Source organism: Kitasatospora sp. CMC57 (assembly GCF_045866025.2).
GTDB lineage: Bacteria > Actinomycetota > Actinomycetes > Streptomycetales > Streptomycetaceae > Kitasatospora.
Genome location: NZ_AP035881.2, coordinates 6,148,354 through 6,169,565 on the forward strand (window position 1 = coordinate 6,148,354; position 21,212 = coordinate 6,169,565).

17 protein-coding genes and 1 pseudogene are annotated in these 21,212 nt (G+C 73.8%); 10 read left to right on the forward strand and 8 right to left on the reverse strand.

Going from position 1 to position 21,212, the window contains the following annotated elements; translation table 11 throughout:
- Positions 1-74: 74 nt before the first annotated feature.
- Positions 75-1,490: a HEAT repeat domain-containing protein gene (locus ACKUU6_RS27630; RefSeq protein WP_407991283.1), complete on the forward strand. Its 1,416-nt coding sequence runs from the start codon at positions 75-77 to the stop codon at positions 1,488-1,490.
- A 138-nt stretch (positions 1,491-1,628) separates the two neighbouring features.
- Positions 1,629-2,369, forward strand: a complete 741-nt coding sequence (locus ACKUU6_RS27635; RefSeq protein WP_407991284.1) for a DUF1775 domain-containing protein — start codon at positions 1,629-1,631, stop codon at positions 2,367-2,369.
- A 15-nt stretch (positions 2,370-2,384) separates the two neighbouring features.
- On the opposite strand, the gene ACKUU6_RS27640 is transcribed toward ACKUU6_RS27635, so the two are convergent.
- A complete protein-coding gene (locus tag ACKUU6_RS27640) occupies positions 2,385-3,230 on the reverse strand; it encodes an undecaprenyl-diphosphate phosphatase (RefSeq protein ID WP_407992258.1) in 846 nt (281 codons plus the stop codon).
- Between the two features lie 341 nt (positions 3,231-3,571).
- Between ACKUU6_RS27640 and ACKUU6_RS27645 the strand changes: the two genes are divergently transcribed.
- The 3 genes and pseudogenes from ACKUU6_RS27645 to ACKUU6_RS27655 all read left to right on the forward strand — a co-directional run bounded on the left by ACKUU6_RS27645 (position 3,572) and on the right by ACKUU6_RS27655 (position 4,814).
- Positions 3,572-3,997 (forward strand): ASCH domain-containing protein, encoded by a 426-nt coding sequence (locus ACKUU6_RS27645; RefSeq protein ID WP_407991285.1) that lies wholly within the window; start codon positions 3,572-3,574, stop codon positions 3,995-3,997.
- 87 nt (positions 3,998-4,084) lie between these two features.
- Positions 4,085-4,216 (forward strand): annotated as a pseudogene (locus tag ACKUU6_RS27650) (DUF4440 domain-containing protein); the annotation flags it as partial.
- Between the two features lie 58 nt (positions 4,217-4,274).
- Positions 4,275-4,814: a gamma carbonic anhydrase family protein gene (locus ACKUU6_RS27655; RefSeq protein WP_407991286.1), complete on the forward strand. Its 540-nt coding sequence runs from the start codon at positions 4,275-4,277 to the stop codon at positions 4,812-4,814.
- 54 nt (positions 4,815-4,868) lie between these two features.
- Here ACKUU6_RS27655 and ACKUU6_RS27660 read toward each other — a convergent pair whose 3' ends face one another.
- From ACKUU6_RS27660 to ACKUU6_RS27670, 3 genes are all read right to left on the reverse strand, one after another.
- Positions 4,869-6,896, reverse strand: a complete 2,028-nt coding sequence (locus ACKUU6_RS27660) for a HelD family protein (RefSeq protein ID WP_407992259.1) — start codon at positions 6,894-6,896, stop codon at positions 4,869-4,871.
- Between the two features lie 301 nt (positions 6,897-7,197).
- Complete coding sequence (locus ACKUU6_RS27665; RefSeq protein WP_407991287.1) at positions 7,198-8,013, reverse strand: ABC transporter permease subunit; 816 nt, start codon at positions 8,011-8,013, stop codon at positions 7,198-7,200.
- The gene (locus tag ACKUU6_RS27670) at positions 8,010-8,927 is read right to left on the reverse strand and encodes an ATP-binding cassette domain-containing protein (RefSeq protein WP_407991288.1); all 918 of its coding nucleotides are present in this window, start codon (positions 8,925-8,927) and stop codon (positions 8,010-8,012) included. The genes ACKUU6_RS27665 and ACKUU6_RS27670 overlap by 4 nt, the downstream gene beginning before the upstream one ends.
- Positions 8,928-9,059: 132 nt before the next feature.
- On the opposite strand from ACKUU6_RS27670, the gene ACKUU6_RS27675 reads away from it, so the two are divergent.
- Entirely contained in the window at positions 9,060-10,223 is a 1,164-nt protein-coding gene (locus ACKUU6_RS27675; protein WP_407991289.1) for a sensor histidine kinase, read from the forward strand.
- Entirely contained in the window at positions 10,220-10,972 is a 753-nt protein-coding gene (locus tag ACKUU6_RS27680) for a response regulator (protein WP_407991290.1), read from the forward strand. Before ACKUU6_RS27675 ends, ACKUU6_RS27680 begins: the two co-directional genes overlap by 4 nt.
- On the opposite strand, the gene ACKUU6_RS27685 is transcribed toward ACKUU6_RS27680, so the two are convergent.
- From ACKUU6_RS27685 to ACKUU6_RS27700, 4 genes are all read right to left on the reverse strand, one after another.
- Positions 10,876-11,733 carry a biotin-dependent carboxyltransferase family protein gene (locus ACKUU6_RS27685; protein ID WP_407991291.1) on the reverse strand — a complete coding sequence of 286 codons (858 nt, stop codon included), beginning with the start codon at positions 11,731-11,733 and terminating at the stop codon, positions 10,876-10,878. The two genes, ACKUU6_RS27680 and ACKUU6_RS27685, sit on opposite strands and share 97 nt — an antisense overlap.
- Positions 11,730-12,350: a 5-oxoprolinase subunit B family protein gene (locus ACKUU6_RS27690; protein ID WP_407991292.1), complete on the reverse strand. Its 621-nt coding sequence runs from the start codon at positions 12,348-12,350 to the stop codon at positions 11,730-11,732. Before ACKUU6_RS27690 ends, ACKUU6_RS27685 begins: the two co-directional genes overlap by 4 nt.
- Positions 12,350-13,126, reverse strand: coding sequence for a LamB/YcsF family protein (locus ACKUU6_RS27695; RefSeq protein ID WP_407991293.1), 777 nt, complete (start codon positions 13,124-13,126; stop codon positions 12,350-12,352). The genes ACKUU6_RS27690 and ACKUU6_RS27695 overlap by 1 nt, the downstream gene beginning before the upstream one ends.
- 216 nt (positions 13,127-13,342) lie before the next feature.
- On the reverse strand, positions 13,343-13,885 hold the full coding sequence (locus tag ACKUU6_RS27700) for a hypothetical protein (protein WP_407991294.1): 543 nt from the start codon (positions 13,883-13,885) through the stop codon (positions 13,343-13,345).
- Positions 13,886-14,045: 160 nt separating this feature from the next.
- On the opposite strand from ACKUU6_RS27700, the gene ACKUU6_RS27705 reads away from it, so the two are divergent.
- The 3 genes from ACKUU6_RS27705 (at position 14,046) to ACKUU6_RS27715 (ending at position 21,111) form a co-directional block, all read left to right on the forward strand.
- Entirely contained in the window at positions 14,046-15,581 is a 1,536-nt protein-coding gene (locus ACKUU6_RS27705) for a hypothetical protein (protein ID WP_407991295.1), read from the forward strand.
- Between the two features lie 69 nt (positions 15,582-15,650).
- A complete protein-coding gene (locus ACKUU6_RS27710) occupies positions 15,651-16,526 on the forward strand; it encodes a hypothetical protein (protein ID WP_407991296.1) in 876 nt (291 codons plus the stop codon).
- Positions 16,527-16,566: 40 nt separating this feature from the next.
- On the forward strand, positions 16,567-21,111 hold the full coding sequence (locus ACKUU6_RS27715; RefSeq protein WP_407991297.1) for a hypothetical protein: 4,545 nt from the start codon (positions 16,567-16,569) through the stop codon (positions 21,109-21,111).
- Positions 21,112-21,212 lie beyond the last annotated feature (101 nt).

Here is a 21,212-nt window from a genome sequence, read left to right on the forward strand (position 1 = left end):
TTGCAGGAGCCATCAGAACCCCCGGCGACGGAAATCCCGTTGCCACCACGACCGCCGCAACGGATGCTGACGTCATGTTCGAGCCAGTGATAGCGCCCAGTGCCAGCCTCCTCGGCCTCCTCCAGCGAGGCCGTGGTGACGGACAGCTGCATGCGCTCGCGGCCGACCGTCACGAAGCGATCGCCGCCCTGGAGGAGTGCGTCACCAGCGACCCCAGGGCCGACTGGCAGGTCGAGAACCGCTCCCTTTACTACGCCCGCCTCTTCATGGAGCTGGAGGCACCGCTCAGCGGGCTCGAACAGCACCTGCACGGCCCGGAGGACGTCCTCGAACCGGACGAGTCCCGGACCGGCCTCGCCCTGGCGGTGCTCGGCCACCTCGCCGCCTACGGCCGCCGGGACGCCCTGGACCTGCTGCGCGGCTACGCCGCAGTCGGCGCCAACTGGGCCTGGGCCCTGGACGAGCTGGCGCTCCGTGACGACGACCGCGCGCTGCTCTCGCTGGCCCCCTCGGTGCTTGGCCGCTTCCCGTCCGACCCGCAGGGCGACGCCGAGCTCAGGGCCGCGATCAGAGCCGCGTACGAGCCCCGGCCGTGGCGGCTGTGGGCCGCACACCATCCACGGATCGCCGCCGCGAGCGAGCAGTCCCCGTTCGACCTGTGGCAGCGCCAGCTGAACCGTGGCGGAGTCACCCCCGGCTGGAGCACCATCGACGTGCTGGCCTGGGCCGACCAGGCCGAGCCCGGCGGCTCCGCCGAGCGCCGCTCGGCCGCCGCCGCCCGCTGCCTGGCCGCCGTGGTGCGGCCCGAGGACCGGCAGACCGTGCTGGAGGCCGCCCGCACGGGTGCGCCCGGCGCCCGGACAGCCGCTCTCCGCTACCTGGTGGACCAGCAGGATCCGGAGGTCGCCGACCTGATCGAGGCCGCCGCCGCCGACATCGACGAGCGGGTGGTCGACGCGGCCCTGTCGGTGCTCGGCCGGATGCGCGGCCCGGCCGCCCTGGCCCGCGCCCGCCGTTGGGCCGACCCCGCCACCGGTGGTGCCGACAGTGCGCTCGGCGAGGTCGCCGTCCAGCTGCTGGCCGACGCGGGGGACCCGGCCGACGGTCCGTTGGTGGTCGACGGGCTGCGCCAGTGGATCTCGGTCCGCGGCGTCACCGGAGCCGGTCTCGGCACCCTGGTCGACGGTGTGGGGCGGCTGGCCGCCGCCGGAGCCGTACCCGCCCTGCGCCACGTCTACGGCGAGGCGGCCTCCTCCGAACTGCGCGGCCGGGCCGCCCGTGCGCTGGCCGCCACCGACCCGCACTTCGGCCGGGGCATAGCGGTCGAGTGCCTCTGGGACTGCGAGGAGGCCACCCGCGAGCTGGCCGCCCGCCACGTCACCACCACCGGCGACGTCCGGGTGCTGGAGCGGCTGCGCCGACTGGCCGCCGATCCGGCCGAGGAGGCCGAGGTGCACGCGGTCATCCGCGGGCGCCTGACCGAGCACTGAACCGGCGGCACTGAAACCGGCGCACTGGACGGGAGGCCCTGAACCGGCCACACGCCCCGGTTCCGCGCCGCCGAGCGCGGGGCGACTGGCATGATGGACGGGCCCTCCGCCCGCCCGTACCAGGGAGCCCCGCCGCTGATGGACCGTTACCGCACGCCCGCCCGGGTCGCCGTACCGACCGCCGTACTGGCCGGGGTGATGCTGCTCGGCGGCCCCGCCTTCGCGCACACCGGCGTCACCTCCCCGCAGGCCCAGGCCCTCGCGGTGGACGCGGTGCTGTCGTTCAAGGCCGCGGGGGAGTCGGACACCGCCGGGATCGACGAGGTGCAGGTGGTGCTGCCGGCCGGGATCGCGCCGGCCGACGTGAGCCTGGTGACGGCCCCGGAGGGCTGGACGTTCAGGCCGGGGGCCGAGGGCTTCTCGCTGGCCGGGCCCGGTCTGGCACCGGGGAAGAGCGCCGAGTACCAGGTGAAGGTGCGTCAGCTGCCGGACGCCCAGCAGGTGGTCTTCAAGACCCTGGTGATGTACACCGACACCCAGGTGGACCGCTGGATCGAGGTCCCGCAGGGCGGGACCGAGCCGAAGAACCCGGCCCCGGTGCTCAAGCTGGCCAAGGCCGCTCCCGGCGCCGTGGCGCTGGCCGCACCGACGCCGACTCCGAGCCCGACTCAGAGCCCGACGCCGACACCGTCGCCCGCTCCGACGTCTGTGCCCTCGGCGGCCGTCCCCACCGTGAGTTCCGGTGCGACCCTCGTCCAGGAGGAGCACGCCGACCGGGGCTCGGGCAACGGCGGGATCATCGTCGGTGCGGTGGCCGTCCTGCTGGTCGCGGTCGGCGGTGCGATCTGGTGGCGCCGTCGCTCGGCCGGAGGCAGCTGAGCGACGGCGCCGAGTTCACTTGACCGGCACGCCCGCGTCCGGGGCCAGCACGCCCGCCGTCACCAGGCCGATGATGAGGATGCCGAGCAGCACCCGGTAGACCACGAACGGCATGAAGCTGTGGCTGGAGATGTACTTCAGGAACCAGGCGATGGCGGCGTAACCGACCGCGAAGGCGATCACGGTCGCCATGATGGTCGGCCCCCAGGCCGGGGCCGGGCCCTCGCCGATCTTGAACAGCTCCAGCACGCCGGAGGCCAGCACGGCCGGGATGGCGAGCAGGAACGAGTACCGCGCCGCCGCCTCCCGGCTGTAGCCGAGCAGCAGACCGGCGCTGATCGTGCCGCCCGAGCGGGAGACGCCGGGTATCAGTGCGAGGGACTGCGCCAGCCCGTACCCGACGGCGTGCGGCAGGGTCAGCTCGCTGATCGGCTTGGCGTGCCGGACCGCCCGGGTGCGGTCGGCGACCGCGAGGATCACGCCGAACACGATCAGCGTGGTGCCGATCACCCGCAGGTCGCGGAGGGTGGTCTCGATGGTGTCCTGGAAGAGCGCCCCGAAGATGCCGATCGGCAGCGTGCCGAGGATGACGAACCAGCCCAGCCGGGCGTTCGGGTCGCTGCGCCGCTCGCGCTTGAAGAGCGCGACCACCCAGGCCGAGACGATCGCCGCGATGTCCTTCCGGAAGTAGATCAACACGGCCGTCTCGGTGCCCAGTTGGGTCACCGCGGTGAACGCCGCCCCGGGGTCCTGCCAGCCCATCAGGGCGGAGAACACCCGCAGATGGGCGGAGGAGGAGACCGGCAGGAACTCGGTCAGCCCCTGGACGAGGCCGAGCACGGCGGCGTGGAACCAGTCGATCACCGGGCACCCGCCGCGGGTATCTGGGGGAGGGTGCGCATCAGCTCTGGTCCTCTTCTGTTCACGGAGTCCGGGATGCGCCGCCCTCGCCGCCACACCGGCTGTGCCGGGCTCAGGGCACCGTCCGGCGCAGGCAGATGATAAGGCTTCAAGATGTACGGCTGTCGCCCCGGGCCTCGGCAGCCTGCGGCACCGTCCCGGGACGGTCACTGCGGCGGAGTCCGGTACCTGGACCCCCGATGGCCGCCACCGGAGCCGACCCCGGCACTCCGTCACATCACCGCCCAAGCCGGGCGAAAAAGGTGATGGCGGCCGGACGCGCGGTTGGTAGCGTGCGCGGCATGGACCTCGACGATCTGCCCGTGACGGAGTTCGCCTTCCCCGGGCCGCTGCGCGACCAATTGGTGGCGGCGATCCTTTCCGGTGCCAAGACGACCACCTCAGCCCTGGTGGCGGACTACGAGCACCACGGTGAACCGCTGCCCGAGGCCGGACTGCGGTCGGCGGTGATCGACTCGGCCGGACGCCGGGTGGCGGCGATCGAGCTCACCGACGTCCGGGTGGTCCGGCTCGCCGACATCGACCTGCGGCACGCCGTGGACGAGGGCGAGGGCGACGAGTCGGTGGCCCAGTGGCGGGCCGGGCACGAGGAGTTCTGGTACAGCCCGGAGGTCCGCGCGGAACTCGGGCCCGACTTCACGGTGGACGACGACACCCTGGTGCTCGCGCAACGCTTCCGGCTGCTGCACCGCGCCTCAGGGGGCTGAGTCCGAGGCCTGGCCGCCGAACGCCCGGCGGCTGTGTGCCGGCAGCTCCCGCAGCGCCGGGTTCCGGGTGTCCCGCCAGACCACGGCATCGCGCTGACCTCGACCCCGCCCGCCGACGGGACCGGCGCCCGCGCCCAGGTGGTCCGCCGCCGGGCCGACGGCAGCTGGCTCCGGCTGTTGGACCAGCCCGAGTTCGCCGCCCCCGCGGCCGAGCGCTGATCGGCTGCGTTGGTACGGTGACCGGGTCACCCACCCGGACGAGTCCGACGGAGAACCCATGGCTGAGCCCCTGATCGCTGCGGTCGCCGGCCGGGCGCCGAAGGTCGACCCGACCGCGTTCGTGGCCGCCAACGCGGTGGTGGTCGGATCCGTCACCCTCGGCCCCGGCGTGAGCATCTGGTACGGCGCGGTGCTGCGGGGCGACGCCGAGTCGATCACGGTCGGCGCGAACACCAACATCCAGGACAACTGCACCCTGCACGCCGACCTGGGCTACCCCGCGGTACTCGGTGAGCGGATCTCGGTCGGCCACAACGCGGTGCTGCACGGCTGCACGGTGGCGGACGACGTACTCGTCGGGATGAGCGCCACCGTGCTCAACGGCGCCCGGATCGGCGCCGGTTCGCTGGTGGCGGCGGGGGCGGTGGTCCCGCAGGGCATGCAGGTCCCGCCTGGCTCGCTGGTCGCCGGGGTGCCCGCCAAGGTGAAGCGCGAACTCACCGAGGAGGAGCGCTCCGGCATCAAGGCCAACGGCCAGGGATACCTGCTGCTGGCCAGGGCGCACGCTACCGGGGAGATCGCAGAGGTAAGCCCCTGAAGGGCCACGGAATGGACGCCGTCCACACCGCGTCCCGCGAGGTCGACCGACTCGTCAGGCGGGCTGGACAATGAGGGTGCAGAGGCGCTTGGTGGCCCGGGTCAGGGCGACGTACAAGTCCCTTTCCCCACCGGGGCGGCCCGTGATGATTTCCTCGGGGTTCACGACGACGACCCCGTCGAATTCCAGGCCGCGAGCTTCGGACGCCGGCACGACGCGTGCGTGGTGAGCGATGCCCTGGGCCGTCAGCTCGCTCACCATGCTGTCCGCGCAGATCACTCCCAGAAGCTCGCCCGGATATGCGGTGCTCTGGGTGCGGAGTTCCTGAAGGACGGTAGTGACCAAACCGTCCGGAGGTGTGGTCACGGTGCGCGGGCTCTCACCGCTTCGCAGTGACCGTGTGGGCTTCTGGTCCGGAGCGATCCGCGTGAGCAGGTCCCGGACGCTCTCCAGGATCTCCTGCGTCGTGCGGTAGCTGACGGTCAGGTTGTGCAGCTTGAACCGCGGTCCGACGTGCGGGCTCAGTGCTTCCTTCCAGTCGCGTGCTGTCGCGACCGGGCCTGCCTGGGCGAAATCACCCACCAGCGTCATCGACCTCGCCGGGCAGTGGCGGACGATCATCCGCCACTGCATGGCGGTCAGTTCCTGCGCCTCGTCGACGACGACGTGCCCGTACGTCCGCTCGGGAGGCCCGCCGACCAGGCTCGCAGCCTCGTCGAGCAACGGCACGTCAGCATCGGTCCACGGGTGGTCCGGAGCGCGCAGCAGAAGGGACCGCTCCTGGGTGGTCAGGCGGGGCAGGCGCTCGGCGAGAGCGTCGGCGTTCGTCAGGAGCGCCTTCACGAGGTCACCGGGTACCAGCCGTGGCCACAACGCCTCGACCGCCCGGTCGACGCCGGCGTCGCCGAGGAGATCGGCCCGGATGGCGTCCCGGTCCAGTTCGTGAACCGGGCCTGGGTCGGCCGCACCTTCGGCACGGCGCTGGGCGGCTCCCGTGAACCGGTCGAGGTCGATGCCCGTCATCCTTTCGGCATCGGCGTCGATTTGCTCCAGGAGGTCGCCCATGTCTCGTTGCATCGCGTCGGTGACGGCGTCGACCAAGAGCTCTTTGAACACCTGGCGCGCGGGGTTGTGCCCCGGTGCGGCTGCCGCGGCGGCGTCGCGTGCCGTGGCGACTTCCCCGCCGGAGAGGTGAACCAGTTCCTGTCCGACCCGTACGGTGAAGTCACCCGCGGGGGCTTGGTGGGCGCGCAGCAGGCCGGCCAAGGCGTCGGCGAGGTCGGAGCTGCCCTTGAGACGGGCCGTATCGAACGGGTCCACCGTGTCCGTGGACACTCCGGCCAGTTCCCGGCAGGTCGCCAGAACGACGTCGTTCTCTCCGAGCGAGGGAAGGACCTGGGAGATGTAGTCGAGGAACCGGGCGTTCGGACCCACCACCAGGACACCCTCCTCCGCGGCGCGCGGGAACGCGTACAGGACATAGGCCGCCCGGTGCAGGGCGACCACCGTCTTGCCGGTGCCGGGGCCGCCCTGTACCACGGTCACCCCGCGGTGGCCCGAGCGGACGATCTCGTCCTGCTCGGCCTGCAACGTCGCGACGGCCGCGTGCATCCTGCCCGTGCGTCGTGCCGACAGAGCCTCGGTCAACGGGCCGTCCCCGACGACGTCCTGGTCGGTCGGGGCGGTCCCGTCCAGCAGTTCGTCGCTCACCGAGATGACCGTGCGCTCCTCGAGGCGCAGGTGACGGCGCCGCCGCAGACCCATCGGGTGGACCGGTGTCGCCTCGTAGAAGGGCCGCGCCGCATTGGCGCGCCAGTCCACGAGCAGCGGCAGGTCATCCTCCTCCCTGTGCAGTCCGATCCGCCCGATGCGCAGGGCCGTGCCGTCCGTCCAGTCGATGCGCCCGAAGACCAGGCCCTTTTCGGCGCCCTCCAGCCGACCGATTTCCTTGGCCAGACGCTCGGCGGCGAGTTCCCTCTCGTACGCCTCACCGGCACTGTCGGCCGGGGCCTTCAGCGCACGTGCCCGGTTTCCGCGCGCCTCGGAAATCCGCTCGGTGAGCACCTCATACAACGAGGACACATAATCCCGCTCCGATTCAACCGCCCGCACAGCGGGATCATTCGTTTTCGACAACAGAGGGCTCCTTTGGTTCGAGCCACACCATACGATCAAAATTTCCCGAAGATAAGTCTTGACTTACTTGGCGAGGCCATGTCCCTGTGACTGAGTTCCGCGTGGCGCGCATTCCGCCGTTCCGTATCTCGCTCATTGCCCTCCTGATGCCCGTCTGCATTATGGGTGGGCCCAATCTCGGACACCTGCGGTGTTTTGCCGCGCAAAGGGAAAGGGGGATATCCAGCGAGGCGACAGGCCGAGCGCGCTACACGTCGCGGCGCCGGATCACCAGCAGGGCGAGGGCCAGGGTGACCAGCGGCCAGACCAGGAGAACGGCCCAGGACTCCGTGACGGTGGCGCCCTGGATGGGATCGCCGGGGAGCTGACCCCAGGTCTGCACCAGCCGCCGCCAGGCGCTGACCACCATCAGCTGGTTGACGTCGGCGGACCACTGGTTGGTCGGCGCGAAGAGCATCGGCAGGATCAGCAGGCTGAAACAGGTGGCGAGCACCGCCGCCGCACTGTGCCGGACCAGCACCCCGAGGCCCAACCCGATCAGCGCGCAGACCGGTGCCACCAGCACGGCCGCGAGCAGCGCCCGGCCGACACCGGGATGGGTGATCGGGACCCCGGCGTCCGACCCGCTCAGGATCGCCTGCGAGAGCAGGAGCGAGGCGAGCGAGACGACCACCCCGACCACGGCCCAGACCGTGGCGACCGTTGCGGCCTTGGCCAGGACCACCTCGCGGCGGGCGGGGACGGCCACGGTGGTGGTGCGGATCAGGCCGCTGCCGTACTCGCTGACCATGGTGATCGCTCCGATGCTCCCGGCCACCAGCATCAGCGTGACGTAACCGGCCGGCGGGAAGGCGTCGAAACACAAGAAGTCCGGGGACTCCAGAGCGGTGCCCGCGAGGTGCTGACGGTCCGCCAGGGAGGCTGCGGCGGCTGAGCCGAGGACGAACAGCGTACTGAGGCTCAGCGTCCACGCGGTGGAGCGCAGTGACCGCATCTTGATCCACTCGGCAGCGACCAGGTCGCCGAAGCGGACCGGCGGTGCGGCGGTCGCAAGGGTTGTCATCGGGGGTCTCCTGCCAGGTGGTCGACGCTGTCGGCGGTCAGTTCCATGAACGCCTGCTCCAAGGAGGCGGTCCTGGTGGTCAGTTCGTGCAGGGCGATCCGGTGTTCGAGGGCGAGTGCCGCGATCCGCGCGGTCGGCAGGCCGGAGACGGCGAGCTGCCCGCCTCCGCTGCTCACGGGCTCGACCGAGGCACCTGCCGCGGCCAGCAGGACGGTCAGTTCGGCGGTCTGCGGCGTTCCCACCACCACGGCGGGCCGGGCGCTGCGGGCAGCGAAGGCCCGGAGCGGTTCGGCGGCGATCAGCCGGCCCTGACCGATCACCACCAGGTCGTCGGCGGTCTGCTCCATCTCGGTCATCAGGTGACTGGAGAGGAAGACCGTACGGCCCTCGGCGGCCAACCGCCGGAACAGTCCGCGGACCCAGCGCACGCCCTCCGGGTCCATGCCGTTGACCGGTTCGTCGAACATCAGCACCGGCGGGTCTCCGAGCAGCGCGGTGGCGATGCCGAGCCGCTGCTTCATGCCGAGGGAGAACCCGCCGATCCGCCGCCGGGCCACCTGCGCCAGGCCGACCTCCTCCAGCACCTCGTCCACCCGCCGGAGCGGGATACGGTTGCTGCGGGCCAGTGCGGACAGGTGGGCGGCGGCGCTGCGCCCGCCGTGGACCTGGCCCGCGTCGAGCAGTGCACCGACGTGGTGCAGCCCGCGCCGGTGCTCCCGGAACGGGACGCCGTTGACGGTCGCGGTGCCGCCGGTGGGGGCGTCCAGTCCGAGGATCATTCGCAGCGTGGTGGTCTTGCCGGCTCCGTTGGGGCCGAGGAAACCGGTGACCCGGCCGGGCCTGACGGTGAAGGAGAGCTGTCGGACGGCCGTCTTGCTGCCGTAGGTCTTGGTGAGTGCGTTGACTTCGATCACGGGAGCAACCCTGCCGCCGATGCCCCGGCCGGGGCATCGGGCCCCGGGCGGCAATCATCCGGGGCGGGCCGGCCCGGGGGCGTACGCCCGTGGGCCAATGTGCGGCCGGGCGGGGGCGGCTAGGGTCGCGGCATGACGAACACACGGCCGATGGCCTGGGGTGGAGGCGCGGCGTACGCCGTCGTCCTGGCGTTACTGGTGGGCGGTACGCCCCGGTCCTCGGGGCTGCACGGGCTCGGGGCCCTGCTGGCGGGAGCCCTCCTGATCGGTGTGGTGCGCCGGGCGCCGCTCTGGGCGCTGGTGCTGACGCTGCTCGGCACCCTCTCGGTGGTGCTGGGCGGACTGGGGCAGAGCCCGAACCGGTTCCTGCCGTTCCTGGCGGCCGACCTCGTTCTGGGCTTCGTGGTCGCCACCCGGCCGCGGTGGGTGTGGATCACCGCCGCCGCGTTCTCGTCCGTGCTGCAGTTCGTCTGCTCCTTCGCCTTCCTGCACGGGCCGGACGAGCAGCTCGGCGTCGGTCTGATCGCGCTGCTGGTGCTGGCCACCTGCTGCCTGGGCGGCCTGCTGCTCCGGGAACGCGGCGAGCATGCGGTGGCGCTGCGCTCGCAGGCGGTGGCCGAGGCGGTGACAGCCGAACGGCTGCGGATAGCAAGGGAGTTGCACGACATGGTGGCCCACAGCATCGGGATCATCGCGATCCAGGCCGGCGTGGGCAGCCGGGTGATCGAGACCCAGCCCACCGCGGCCAGGGAGGCGCTGCGGGCGATCGAGAGCACCAGCAGGGAGACCCTGTCGGGGCTGCGGCGCACGCTGGTGGCGCTGCGTCAGGCCGACCCGCAGTCAGAAACCTTGCTGGCGCCTGCCCCCGGTCTGGCCGACCTCGAACGGCTGGTGGCGGCGACGGCGGACGCGGGGGTCACGGTCGAGCTGCACCGGTCGGGGGAGCAGCGGCAACTTCCACCCGATGTCGACTTGTCGGCCTACCGTATCGTCCAGGAGGCGGTGACCAATGTGGTCCGCCACGCGGGCACCGGCCACTGCCGGGTGACCGTCGACCATGGGGTGGAGGAGTTGTCGGTGGAGATCCTTGACGACGGTCGGGGGAGGCCTGGCCCAGCGGGGTCCGGGTTCGGGATCACCGGGATGCGGGAGCGGGTCAGCCTGCTGCACGGCCGGTTCAGCGCCGGGCCTCGCCCCGAGGGCGGGTTCCGGGTGGCGGCCCACCTGCCGCTGCCCGAACCGGCGATGGCCGGGGCGGCGGCGCCCGCGCCGATGGCCGGGGCGGAGGCCCGATGAGCATCCGGGTGGTGCTCGCCGACGACCAGCCGTTGGTCCGCTCCGGCTTGCGGGTGATCATGACCGACCACCCTGACCTTGAGGTGGTGGGCGAGGCCGGGACGGGCGCCGAGGCGGTCCGGCTGGCCCAGGAGCTGGGTCCCGACGTGGTGCTGATGGACATTCGGATGCCGGGTATGGACGGCATCGAGGCCACCCGTCTGATCACCGCCGCAACCGGTCCCACCCGGGTCCTGATGCTGACCACCTTCGACGAGGACGAACACGTCTACGGCGCGCTGCGGGCCGGGGCGAGCGGATTCGTGGTGAAGGACATGGCGGTGGACGACATCCTCGGCGCGATCCGGGTGGTCGCCGCCGGGGACGCGCTGATCGCCCCGGGCGTCACCCGGCGACTGATCGCCGACTTCCTCGGTGGCCCGGCCAGCGGAACAGCCCCCAAGGTGATCGAGGGCATCACCGAGCGCGAACGCGAGGTGCTGACCCTGGTCGGCCGGGGCCGTTCGAACGCCGAGATCGCCGAGGAGCTCTTCATCTCGGTGGCCACCGCCAAGTCCCACGTGGCCCGGCTGTTCAGCAAGCTCGGCGCCCGCGACCGGGTCCAGCTGGTCATCACCGCCTACGAGTCGGGCTTGGCCGGCCGACCGTCGCTTCAGCGCGCGAGCGGTACGAACCGGACCGGGGTGCCGGGGCGGGCCTGGGCGGCGGCGGGCAGGTCGGCGGCCGGGACGACGCCGATCACCGGGTAGCCGCCGGTGGTCGGGTGGTCGGCCAGGAAGATCACCGGACGGCCGTCGGGCGGCACCTGGACGGCGCCCAGCACCATGCCCTCGCTGGGGAGTTCGCCCGCCCCGGCACGGGGCAGGGCAGGGCCCTCGGTACGGAGGGCGATCCGGTTGCTCGCGGCGGCGACCAGGTAGCGGGAGCGGGCCAGCAGCGGGCGGGCCGCCGGGGCGAACCAGTCCGGGTGCGGGCCGGGGCTCAGCCGGAGCACCAACTCGGCCGGGGGCGCGGGCAGCGGGATCAGCTCGGCCCGGCCGTCCGGGAAGGGCGGGCCGACCGGCAGCAGCTGACCCGCCGTCAGCGGAGCAGGGCCGAGACCGGAGAGCAGGTCGGCGGAGCGGCTGCCCAGCACGGGCGGAACGGCCACACCGCCCGCCACCGCGAGGTAGCACCGGACCCCGTGGGTGGCCGACCCGACATCCAGGACCGAACCGTCCGGCACGGTGACCGCCGCGCCCCAGGCGACCGGCCGCCCGTCCAGCCGGACCGCCGCCGGTGCGCCCGTGACGGCGACCAGCTGCGGGCCGACCGCGCGCAGCGCCACCCCGCCGAGCGTGGTCTCCAGCGCGGCCGTCCCGGCCGGGTTGCCGACCAGCCGGTTGGCGGCCCGCAGCGCGGGTTCGTCCAGCGCCCCGGCCCGGGGCACACCGAGGTGGGCCACCCCGCGCCGTCCCAGGTCCTGAACCGTCGTCAGCGGCCCCGGCCGCACCACCAGCAGCCCGGTCACGCGTCCGCCACCGGCGTGAACCGGACCCGTACGCCCGGCGCGAGGAGCGCGGCGGGCTCCCGCCCGGTGTCCCAGAGCACCGCCGAGGTCCGGCCGACCAGCTGCCAGCCGCCGGGCGAGGACCGCGGGTACACCCCGGTGTGCGGCCCGGCCAGGGCGACCGACCCGGCCGGGACGGAGCTGCGCGGCGTGGACCGCCGGGGCACCTCGTACGCGGTGGGCAGGCCGGTCAGGTAGCCGAAGCCGGGGGCAAAGCCGCAGAACGTGACCCGGTACTCGAAGGAGCTGTGCAGTCGGACGGCCTCCGCCGCCGAGCAGCCCCAGAGTCCGGCGACCTCGGCCAGGTCGGCGCCGTCGTAGACCGTGGGCACCTCGATCAGCGGGCCGTCGGCTGGCGGGTGCGGTGGCAGCTGCCAGCCGGCCAGCAACTGCCGGGTCAGGGCGGGATCGGCGAGGCCGTCGAGCAGGACGGTACGGGCGGCGGGCACGATCTCGGTGATCGCCGGGAGTTCGTCCCGCCAGGCCAGCAGCGCGGCGTAGAGCGCGGCGACGGCCTCGCCGTCGGCGACCCGCACGAGCAGTGCGTCGGCGCCGACCTGGCGGAACGTCAGCTGCATCAGACGAAGGCCTCGACCCGTACCCCGGCGGAGGCCAGTGCGCCGCGCACCCGCCACGCCAACTGCGCCGCTCCGGGGGTGTCGCCGTGCACGCAGAGGGAGCGGGCCTCGACCGCGACCGGCTCGCCGCCGACGGCGGTGACCAGACCGTCCCTGGCGATGCCGACCGCGCGGGCGATCACTGATTCGGGGTCGTGCACCACGGCCTCGGGATCGCGACGGGGCACCAGGGTGCCCGCCCAGGTGTAGGCCCGGTCGGCGAACGCCTCGGTGACCACCGGGAGTCCGACCCCCTCGGCCACCGCGAGCAGCCGGGAGCCCGGCAGGCCGAGCACCGGCAGCGGTCCGTCGCAGACCGCTCCGGCCCTGAGCACCCCGGCGACCACGGCCTCGGCCTGTTCGGAGTCGATGACCACTTTGTTGTAGAGGGCGCCGTGCGGTTTGACGTACGAGACCCGGGAGCCGGCCGCCCGGGCGAAGACCTGGAGGGCGCCGATCTGGTACGCGATCTCGTCGGCCAGCTCCTCGGGCGGGACGTCCATCGGGCGGCGGCCGAAGCCGGCCAGGTCGCGGTAGGAGACCTGGGCGCCGATCCGGACGCCGCGTTCGGCGGCCAGCGCACAGACCCGCCGCATGGTGGACGGGTCGCCGGCGTGGAAGCCGCAGGCCACGTTGGCACTGGTGACCACGGAGAGCAGGGCCTCGTCGTCGGTCAGGGTCCAGCGCCCGAACCCCTCGCCGAGGTCCGCATTGAGGTCGATCACCGATTCGGCCACGCCAACGCCCGCCTCCCGCTCCCGGCATCCGTCGCCGTCTGCTGGGCCTCAGGCCCTGGGGTGATCGTAGGGCCTGCGCGCGGGCGCGTGTGCACGTGACCCGAGCCCGGAGCGCGCACCGGGTGGTGCGCGCTCCCTCCGATGGCGGAACGTTTCCTCCCCCCTCGCGGCCGTACCCCGCCGACAGCCCGGCGGGTCAGCCGACCTGAGGGCAGCTCAGGCGGCCAGCGCCTGCGCCGACCTGCGCGCGGCCTCGGCCCGCTCCACCCGCTGGATGCCCCGGAGCACGATCAGCAGGGGGATCACCCCGATGACCCCGAACGACATGTCGACGAATCGCCATGCCAGCGGAATCCCGCGCAGCGGCCCGCAGATCAGCGCCAGCGGGATGATCGCCGCGCAGGCGGTCATCGCCCACCGGATCACCCAGACGTTGCGCACCGGGTCCCGGTACGGCCCCCAGAAGGCGATCGCGATCACCAAGTGCGCGAAGGCCAGCCAATCGGTGCCGTACGCGAGGAAGGGGTAGCGGACATTGGTGTCGGCCACGCCCTCCCGGACCCGCTCGACCCAGGTGGCGGCTGCCGGGAAGTGCTCGGCGATCGGCGAGCCGTCGACCAGGCCGGCCAGCCAGCGGGTCTCGGCCTCCAGCGGAAAGGCCGTCAGGCCGCTGAGCACCAGGCAGACGATGAAGATCACGATCCACCGCCGGATCCGGCGCAGGGTGGCGGCCTCGGTGACGCTCTGATCCTCGGTCATGTCGTGGAACCCCCTACGGGTAGTGCGGACCGGGTTCACTGCCCCGACCTGCGCAGGGCTGACTCTAGGGCGATAACTGAACATGTTCAACTCGCCTCGGAAACGGGGACAACGGGGTCGTTTCGGACTCTGTCGGGGTGAGCCTCTAACCTTGTCCACCGTGACCGCCATCGCAGACCGACCCACCGGGCAGACGCTCCGGCCGGCCGCCCCCGGCGCCGCCCGGCCCGCACCGGGCCCGGCCGCCGACGAGGGGCTGGCCCGTCGGCTCAAGGCGCTGGCCTGCACCGCCCCGCTGCACGACCTGGAGAGCCGCAAGGTCAACCTGGCGGGCGAGTACAGCTCGTACGCGATGGCTGAGATCGGGCTCGCCGCGATCGACGTGGTCACGCTCAACATGGACTTCGACACCGGAGCCGACCGCGACATAGTGCTCGGCCGCCTGCACCCCCGGGTCGCCGCGCAGAACCCCGGCCGTCCCGCCGCCGAGCACGAGCGGGTGGCCCGCTGGGTGCTCGAGTCGCTGATCAACGTCGGCAGCGTGGACCGCGGCTTCCGCGCCGTCTACGGCACCTTCGGCGCCGACGGCTCGTACGTCCGGCGCGACTACGACTTCAAGCTGATCGAGGAGGTGCCGGGCCCGGACGGCGGCGTCTACCTGCGCACCACCGACGAGGCGGTCAACGTCCTGGTCGGCGCCCTCGACACGGACGTGACGTCCGCTCAGATCGCGGCCGAGGTCAAGCTCGAGGTGCTGATCAGCCGGGGCCGGCTGGCTGACGCCCAGCTCGCCGCCGAGCAGGCCAGGTACCGCACGGTCCAGTACGCCGAGACGCTGCGCCGCGCGCTGGACGCGACCCGGCGCAACGTCCGCGCGGTGGACTGGATGCAGGCCGTCCCCGACCTGATCGACGAGGCGCTCGACCACATCGCCGACCGCTACCGGCACGAGAACGCGATCCTCACCAACATCCGCAAGGCCCGCGACGAGTCCGAGGACGCCGAGCAGAAGCGCCGGGCCGCCGAGCTGGTCGACATCGTCAAGGACTGCATCCGCCGCCACACCCAGCTGCAGACCCGCCTGCTGGAGGCCGGCCCGCTGTTCCGTGCCGAGCAGGACCGGCAGGCGTTCGCCGCCCCCACCGCCCGCAGCGGCATCGACCTGTACGGGCAACTGCTCGCGCCGCTGCTGGAGCTGCCGGTCGAGCACGCCATCCGCCCCACCGACGCGTTCTTCGCCCGAGGCATCGGGCTGCGCACCCCGGTCTCGGTCCGGCTCACCGACCTGGTCGACCTGCTGCTCACCCCGCCGGTCGAGCGCGAGAACCTCGGCGCCGAGCTGCCCGACCCCGACCTGGTCGCCACCCCCGACGACAGCCGCTTCACCGAAGCCCAGCTGGAAGCCGCGCTGGAGCTCCTCGACCTCCCGCCGGACGCCCCCCGACGCCTCTCCGGCCTGCTCGCCGAAGCCCGCCGGAGGGACCCGGACCTGCCGTACCTGGTCGCGCTGCTCGCGATCCACGCGGCCAGCCCCCCGGTGGGGACGGCGTACCGTCAGGGCGAGGAGCGGTTGCTCTTCGCCGTGGACGACGGCACCCGGCTCGACGACCAGGAGTTCGGCGGCGCGGACCTCATCGTGGGCAGCGCCCTGCTCGACGCGGTCGGCATGGCGGCGGACCGCAAGGACGCAAGCTGACATGCGTGTCGGGCCGTACCACCAGAGCTCCGCGCCCCTGGGTGCACCAATCCGTGAGGAGTACCACTCGTGAGCACCGACACCTGGGAGCCCGAGGCCGAACCGCACGTCGCCCCGGCGGCAGCCGCCCTCACCCCCGCCGACGTGGCGGACGCCGCCCGGCTGGTCTCGTTCGGCCTGCAGGCCAAGCTGCTCCCGGCCAGGGACGCGGAGTACGCCGAGCTGATCCGTCGGCACCGTGAGGACCCGGCGTTCGCCCGACTGGCCGATGCAGTGGCGACCGGCATGGGCCTGGTGGTGCTGGAGGTCTCCCCCCGGGCGGGCATGGCGGTGGCCGCCGACGAGGACTCGGTGTTCGCGGTCCGGATGGGCGACTACTCGCGCCGGGCCGCCGGGGAGACCACCGACCGGTTCCTGCACGGGCTCGCCCACCTCGCGGTGGCCGCGATGGCCTTCCCCCGCCCGGAGGACCTGGCCGACGACGGCTACCTGGGCCGGATCACGGTGAACGGCATCGACGCCTTCGTCCGGCAGGCCTGCCGCCGGCTGGAGGAGCGGGCCGAGGCGGAGGGCACCAACACCGACCCGACCACCGACGCCCCCGGCCTGGAGGCGGCCTGGCGGGTCTGGGCCCGCCGCTCCGCCACCGGCGCCACCAAGGACGCCAGGCGGCTGTCCGGTTCGACCATCGGCATCGTCTCCAAGGCGGTGCTCTTCCTGGTCGACTCCGGCTTCCTGCAGAAGACCTCGGACGACGCCGGCGGCACCTACCGCACCACCGCCCGCTACCAGCTCCAGGTCCGCGACCTGGCGGGCAGCGCCGCGATGGCCGAGCTGCTCGACCTGGGCGTCGTCCCGGTCAGCGACGGCACCGCCACCCTGCTGCCCGCCGACCACAGCGAGGACCTGGTCGCCGACGCGGGCCTGCCGTTCCACTCCCTCTGACCACCCTCCGACCCACCGTCAAGCTGGAGAACCGCCGCACATGTACGAGCTCAACCGGGTCCGCCTGTACTCGATCGGACCGGCCGGTGCACGTTACGCCGACACGGTGCTCGACCTGCGCGGAGTCGGTGAGCCGGTGGCCGAGCCCCGGCCGCAGCAGATCGGCCTGTTCGGCGAGGAGCCGGAGGGCCCGCAGCGGCGCCCGGCCCCGGCCGGGGTGCTGTTCCTGGAGAACGGCGGCGGCAAGTCCGTCCTGCTCAAGCTGATCTTCTCGGTGATGCTGCCCGGCCACCGCAACACCCTGGGCGGCGCCAGCTCCGGCGTGCTGCGCAAGTTCCTGCTCGCCGACGACTGCGGTCACGTGGCGCTGGAGTGGCAGCACACCGTCACCGGCGAGCTGATCGTGGTCGGCAAGGTCAGCGAGTGGAGGGGCCGTCAGGTCTCGTCCGACCCGCGCAAGTTCGCCGAGACCTGGTACTCGTTCCGCCCCGGCGACGGCCTGACCCTGGACGCGCTGCCGGTGGCCGAGCGGATCAGCCTGGCCGGTGACCAGCGGGTGCGCGGCCGTCGCCGCACCATGAAGGGCTTCCGCGACGCGCTGACCGAGGCGGGCAAGGCGTACCCCGCCCTGGAGCTGGTCTTCGAGGACGGCCACGACCGGTGGAACGAGCACCTCGCCGACCTCGGCCTCGACCCCGAACTCTTCCGCTACCAGCGCGAGATGAACGCCGACGAGGGCGAGGCGGCCGGTCTCTTCGCGGTCAAGCACGACGCTGACTTCACCGACCTGCTGCTGCGCGCCGTCACCGACACCCGGGACACCGACGGCCTGGCCGACCTGGTGCACGGCTTCGCCGCCAAGCTCGGCCGCCGGGCCGAACTCACCGCCGAGCGGGACTTCACTGCGGGCTCGGTCGACCTGCTCCAGCGGATCGTCGACGCCACCACGGCGCGCGAGTCGGTCCGCGAGTTGCACCGGACCGCCGAGCGCCGTACCCGCAAGCTGGCGCACGCGCTCGCGGCCCGGGGGAGCGGGGAGCGTGAGCGCGCCCACGACCTGGCGATCGAGGTGGCGGCCGCCGCGAGCGCCGTCACCGCCGCCGAGGCGGACCGCACCAGGCACTCGCTGATCACCGCCGAGCTGACCTACCGTCACGCCACCCTCGGCCTGGCCGCCGCCACCACCGAGGCCGCCGCGTTGCGCCGCGAGCTGACCGAGGCCCGTACGTTGCACTCCGCCTGGCAGGCCGCCGAGGCGGTGCTGCGCCACCGCGCCGCCGCCGACCGGGTGGCCCGGGTCGCGGAGGCGATCCGGGAGGCCGAGCTGGACGCCGCCCCCGCGCTCGCCGCCCGGGCCCGCGCGGCCGGGGCGCTGGCCCGCGCGCTGGAGAGCGCCGCCGGGGCCGCCGAGAGCAGGGCCGACCAGGAGGAGCTGCGGGCCGGGGAGCTCCAGTCCGACGGCGCCGCCGCGCAGGCCGAGGCCACCGCCGCCGCGACCGCCGCCCAGAAGGCCCGCTCCGAGGCGGGCCACCTGGGCCAGCGGCTGGCCGAGGTGGAGCAGGAGACCAAGGCGGCCGTCGAGGCGGGCTGGATCGACGCCGACACCGACGAGCCGGACCCGGCCCGCGCGGCCCTGCACGCCGCCGACGCGGAGCAGGCCGCTACCGCCGCGCTGGAGCAGTCCAGGGCCGCCGCCGAGCAGGCCGCCGCCCGGGCCAGGGAGACCGCCGCCGCCGAGGCCCGCGCCGAGCTGGCCGCCGCCCGCGCCAGCGACGCGTACCAGAACGCCCACCGCGCGCTCTCCGCCGAGCAGCGCGCCGCCGCCGCGCTGGCCGCCGAGCCCCGGCTCGCCGAGCTGCTCGCCCTGACGCCCTATCAGGACGGCCCGGACGAGGGCCAGCTCACCCCCGCCCTGCTGGACGCCAACGCCGAGGCGCTGCGCGAGCAGCTCGAAGCGGCCATCGCGACCGCCGAGCGAACGCTCTTCGACCTGCGGACCGCCGCCGCCGACGACTCCCGGATCCTGGCCGCGCTCGGCGACGGCGGCCTGCTGCCGCCAGGGCCTGACGTGCTGGCCACCGTCGAGTTCCTGGGCGAGCACGGCATCCCTGCGCTGCCCGGCTGGCGCTACCTGGCCCAGTCGGTCGACCCGGCGGACCACGAGGCGATCCTGGCCGCCCGGCCCGAGCTGGTCGACGGCGTGGTGGTCACCGACCCGGAGGCCCTCGACCGGGCCAGGGAGGCCCTCCAGGCCGCCGCCCTGCTGCCGCGCTCCACCGTGGCGGTCGGCACCGCCGCCGCGCTGATCGCGCCGATCGGCGGTGAGCCGTCGTTCTTCCTGGTGCCGCCGAACCCCGCGATGCACAACGAGGGCGCCGCCGACGAGGAGCGCCGCCAGCTCCGTACCCGCGCCACTGCCCGGGAGGAGCACATCCGCGAGCTGGCCGCCCGGCTCGGCGCCGACCGCGCGCTGAACGCCCGGCTCGCCTCCTGGCACCAGCAGTGCCCGCCCGGCACGCTGGCCGAGTTGACCGAAGCCACCCTGGCCGCCGCCGCCCAGGCCGAGACCGCCGCCGCCGAGCTGGCCACCCTGCGCGCCGAGCACGCCGAGGCCGAGGCCGACCAGCTCACCGCCGCCGCCGCGCACGAGGAGCGCCGGGAGGCCGCCCAGCGCACCCGCCGCCGGGCCGACGCGCTGGCCGGTCTGGCCTTCCGGCTCCGCGAGCGCGGCAACTGGACCCGCCGGCAGCGCGAGCTGACCGAGGACGCCGCCGAGTGCGACCGCCGCCAGACGGTCTGCGCCGAGCGGGCCCGCACCTGTGACGAGGACCGCCGGGCCGCCCAGCGCGCGGCCGACGACGCCCGCCGCACCGCCCGTACGCTGCGCGCCGAACGCTCCGAGCTCTCCGCCGTCGCCGAGACCGAGGAGCCCACCGGGGCCCCTGCCTCGCTGCCCGCACTGCGCGAGGCGTACCGGGCCGCTGCCCAGCTCTACGAGAAGGTCGGCGTCGGCGCCGACCTGCGGGCCGAGCAGGCCAGGGCCGAGGGCGACGAGGCCGCCTCGGCCACCGAGCTGGACCGGCTCACCAACAAGGTGCGACTGCGGGCCGAGGAGCTGCTCGCCAGCCCGGACGGCGCCGACGGCCCGGCCCGGCAGGCCGCCGCCGCCCGGGCGGAGGAGCTGGTCGCCACCATCGAGGCCCGCTCGGCGACCGCCTCCGAGCAGCTCGGCCGGCTGCGCGGCGAGGCCGAGCGCTCCGCCCCCGCCAGCGGTGAGGAGCACACCGCGCTGCCGGAGGACCTGGTCCCGGCCGACCCCGAGCACGCCCAGCTGCTGCTGCGCACCGCCACCTCCCGCCTCGCCGAGCGGCGCGAACTGGTGGAGACCGCCAGGACCGCCCTGGCCGACCTGCAGCGGACCCTGGACGCCGCGCAGAGCGCCGCCGCCGACTTCGACGAGAGCGCGGCGCAGCTCCGCGACGGCCTCCGCGACCACCACCCGGAGGAGTACGAGCAGCCCGCCGAGCCCTACCTCGGCTCGCTCGCCGAGGCCCGGAGCGCCGCCGCCGAGTCGCGCCGGGCGCTGCGTACCGCCTCCACCGAGTTGACCGCCGCCGAGCTCGCCGTCCGGGACGCCTCGGACGCCCTGGTCCGGCACGCCAACGCGGCCAGGTACGAGGCGGTCCGAACACCGGCCCGGCAGCAGATCCGCGAGCTGCCCGCCGCCGCACTGCCCGACCACGCGGCCGCCTGGGCCACCGCCTTCGCGCCCCGGCTGCGGGTGCTCACCGACGAGCTGGCGCAGCTGGAGCGCAACCGCGGCTCGATCGTGGACCGGCTGCGCGGTCTGGTGGAGAGCTCGCTCGCCACCCTGCGCGCGGCCCAGCGGCTGTCCCGGCTGCCGGAGGGCCTGGGGGAGTGGTCCGGGCAGGAGTTCCTCCGGATCCGCTTCGAGGACCCGGACCACGCGCTGCTGGTCGAGCGGCTCGGCGAGGTGATCGACGAGGCCACCCGGTCGGCCGTGAAGAAGAACTCCGACCTGCGTCGTGACGGCATGTCACTGCTGCTGCGCGGGGTGGCCGCCGCGATCGGCCCGAAGGGCGTCGCGGTGGAGATCCTCAAGCCGGACGCGGTGCTGCGGGCCGAGCGGGTGAGCGTCGGTCAGATGTCGGACGTCTTCTCCGGCGGCCAGCTGCTCACCGCCGCGATCGCGCTGTACTGCACGATGGCGGCGCTGCGGGCCAACGACCGGGGGCAGTCCCAGCTGCGGCACGCCGGCACGCTCTTCCTGGACAACCCGATCGGGCGGGCCAACGCGACGTACCTGCTGGAGCTCCAGCGGGCGGTGGCCGACGCGCTCGGCGTCCAGCTGATCTACACCACCGGCCTCTTCGACACCACGGCGCTGGCCGAGTTCCCGCTGGTGATCCGGCTGCGCAACGACGCCGACCTGCGGGCGGGCCTGAAGTACATCTCGGTGGAGGAACACCTGCGCCCCGGCCTCCCCGCGCCGCAGGACCCGGACGGGCCGGCCATCCACGGCGAGATCACCGCGACGCGGATGTTCAAGCGCCCCGCCGACTGAGGACCTTCGGCACCTGGTGGGCGGCGTCGCGTGCGACGGCAGTCGCCCACCGGGCGCCGCGCCGCCGCCTCCCCAGGGCCGCCGGGCCGTTTGGTGCGATG

Excerpts from the sequence above, each read along its gene's own strand:
- ACKUU6_RS27665 (WP_407991287.1), bottom strand. The coding sequence starts at position 8,013 with ATGACAACCCTTGCGACCGCCGCACCGCCGGTCCGCTTCGGCGACCTG.
- ACKUU6_RS27645 (WP_407991285.1), top strand. The coding sequence starts at position 3,572 with ATGGACCTCGACGATCTGCCCGTGACGGAGTTCGCCTTCCCCGGGCCG.
- ACKUU6_RS27635 (WP_407991284.1), top strand. The coding sequence starts at position 1,629 with ATGGACCGTTACCGCACGCCCGCCCGGGTCGCCGTACCGACCGCCGTA.
- ACKUU6_RS27700 (WP_407991294.1), bottom strand. The coding sequence starts at position 13,885 with ATGACCGAGGATCAGAGCGTCACCGAGGCCGCCACCCTGCGCCGGATC.
- ACKUU6_RS27655 (WP_407991286.1), top strand. The coding sequence starts at position 4,275 with ATGGCTGAGCCCCTGATCGCTGCGGTCGCCGGCCGGGCGCCGAAGGTC.
- ACKUU6_RS27630 (WP_407991283.1), top strand. The coding sequence starts at position 75 with ATGTTCGAGCCAGTGATAGCGCCCAGTGCCAGCCTCCTCGGCCTCCTC.
- ACKUU6_RS27690 (WP_407991292.1), bottom strand. The coding sequence starts at position 12,350 with ATGCAGCTGACGTTCCGCCAGGTCGGCGCCGACGCACTGCTCGTGCGG.
- ACKUU6_RS27680 (WP_407991290.1), top strand. The coding sequence starts at position 10,220 with ATGAGCATCCGGGTGGTGCTCGCCGACGACCAGCCGTTGGTCCGCTCC.
- ACKUU6_RS27715 (WP_407991297.1), top strand. The coding sequence starts at position 16,567 with ATGTACGAGCTCAACCGGGTCCGCCTGTACTCGATCGGACCGGCCGGT.
- ACKUU6_RS27675 (WP_407991289.1), top strand. The coding sequence starts at position 9,060 with ATGACGAACACACGGCCGATGGCCTGGGGTGGAGGCGCGGCGTACGCC.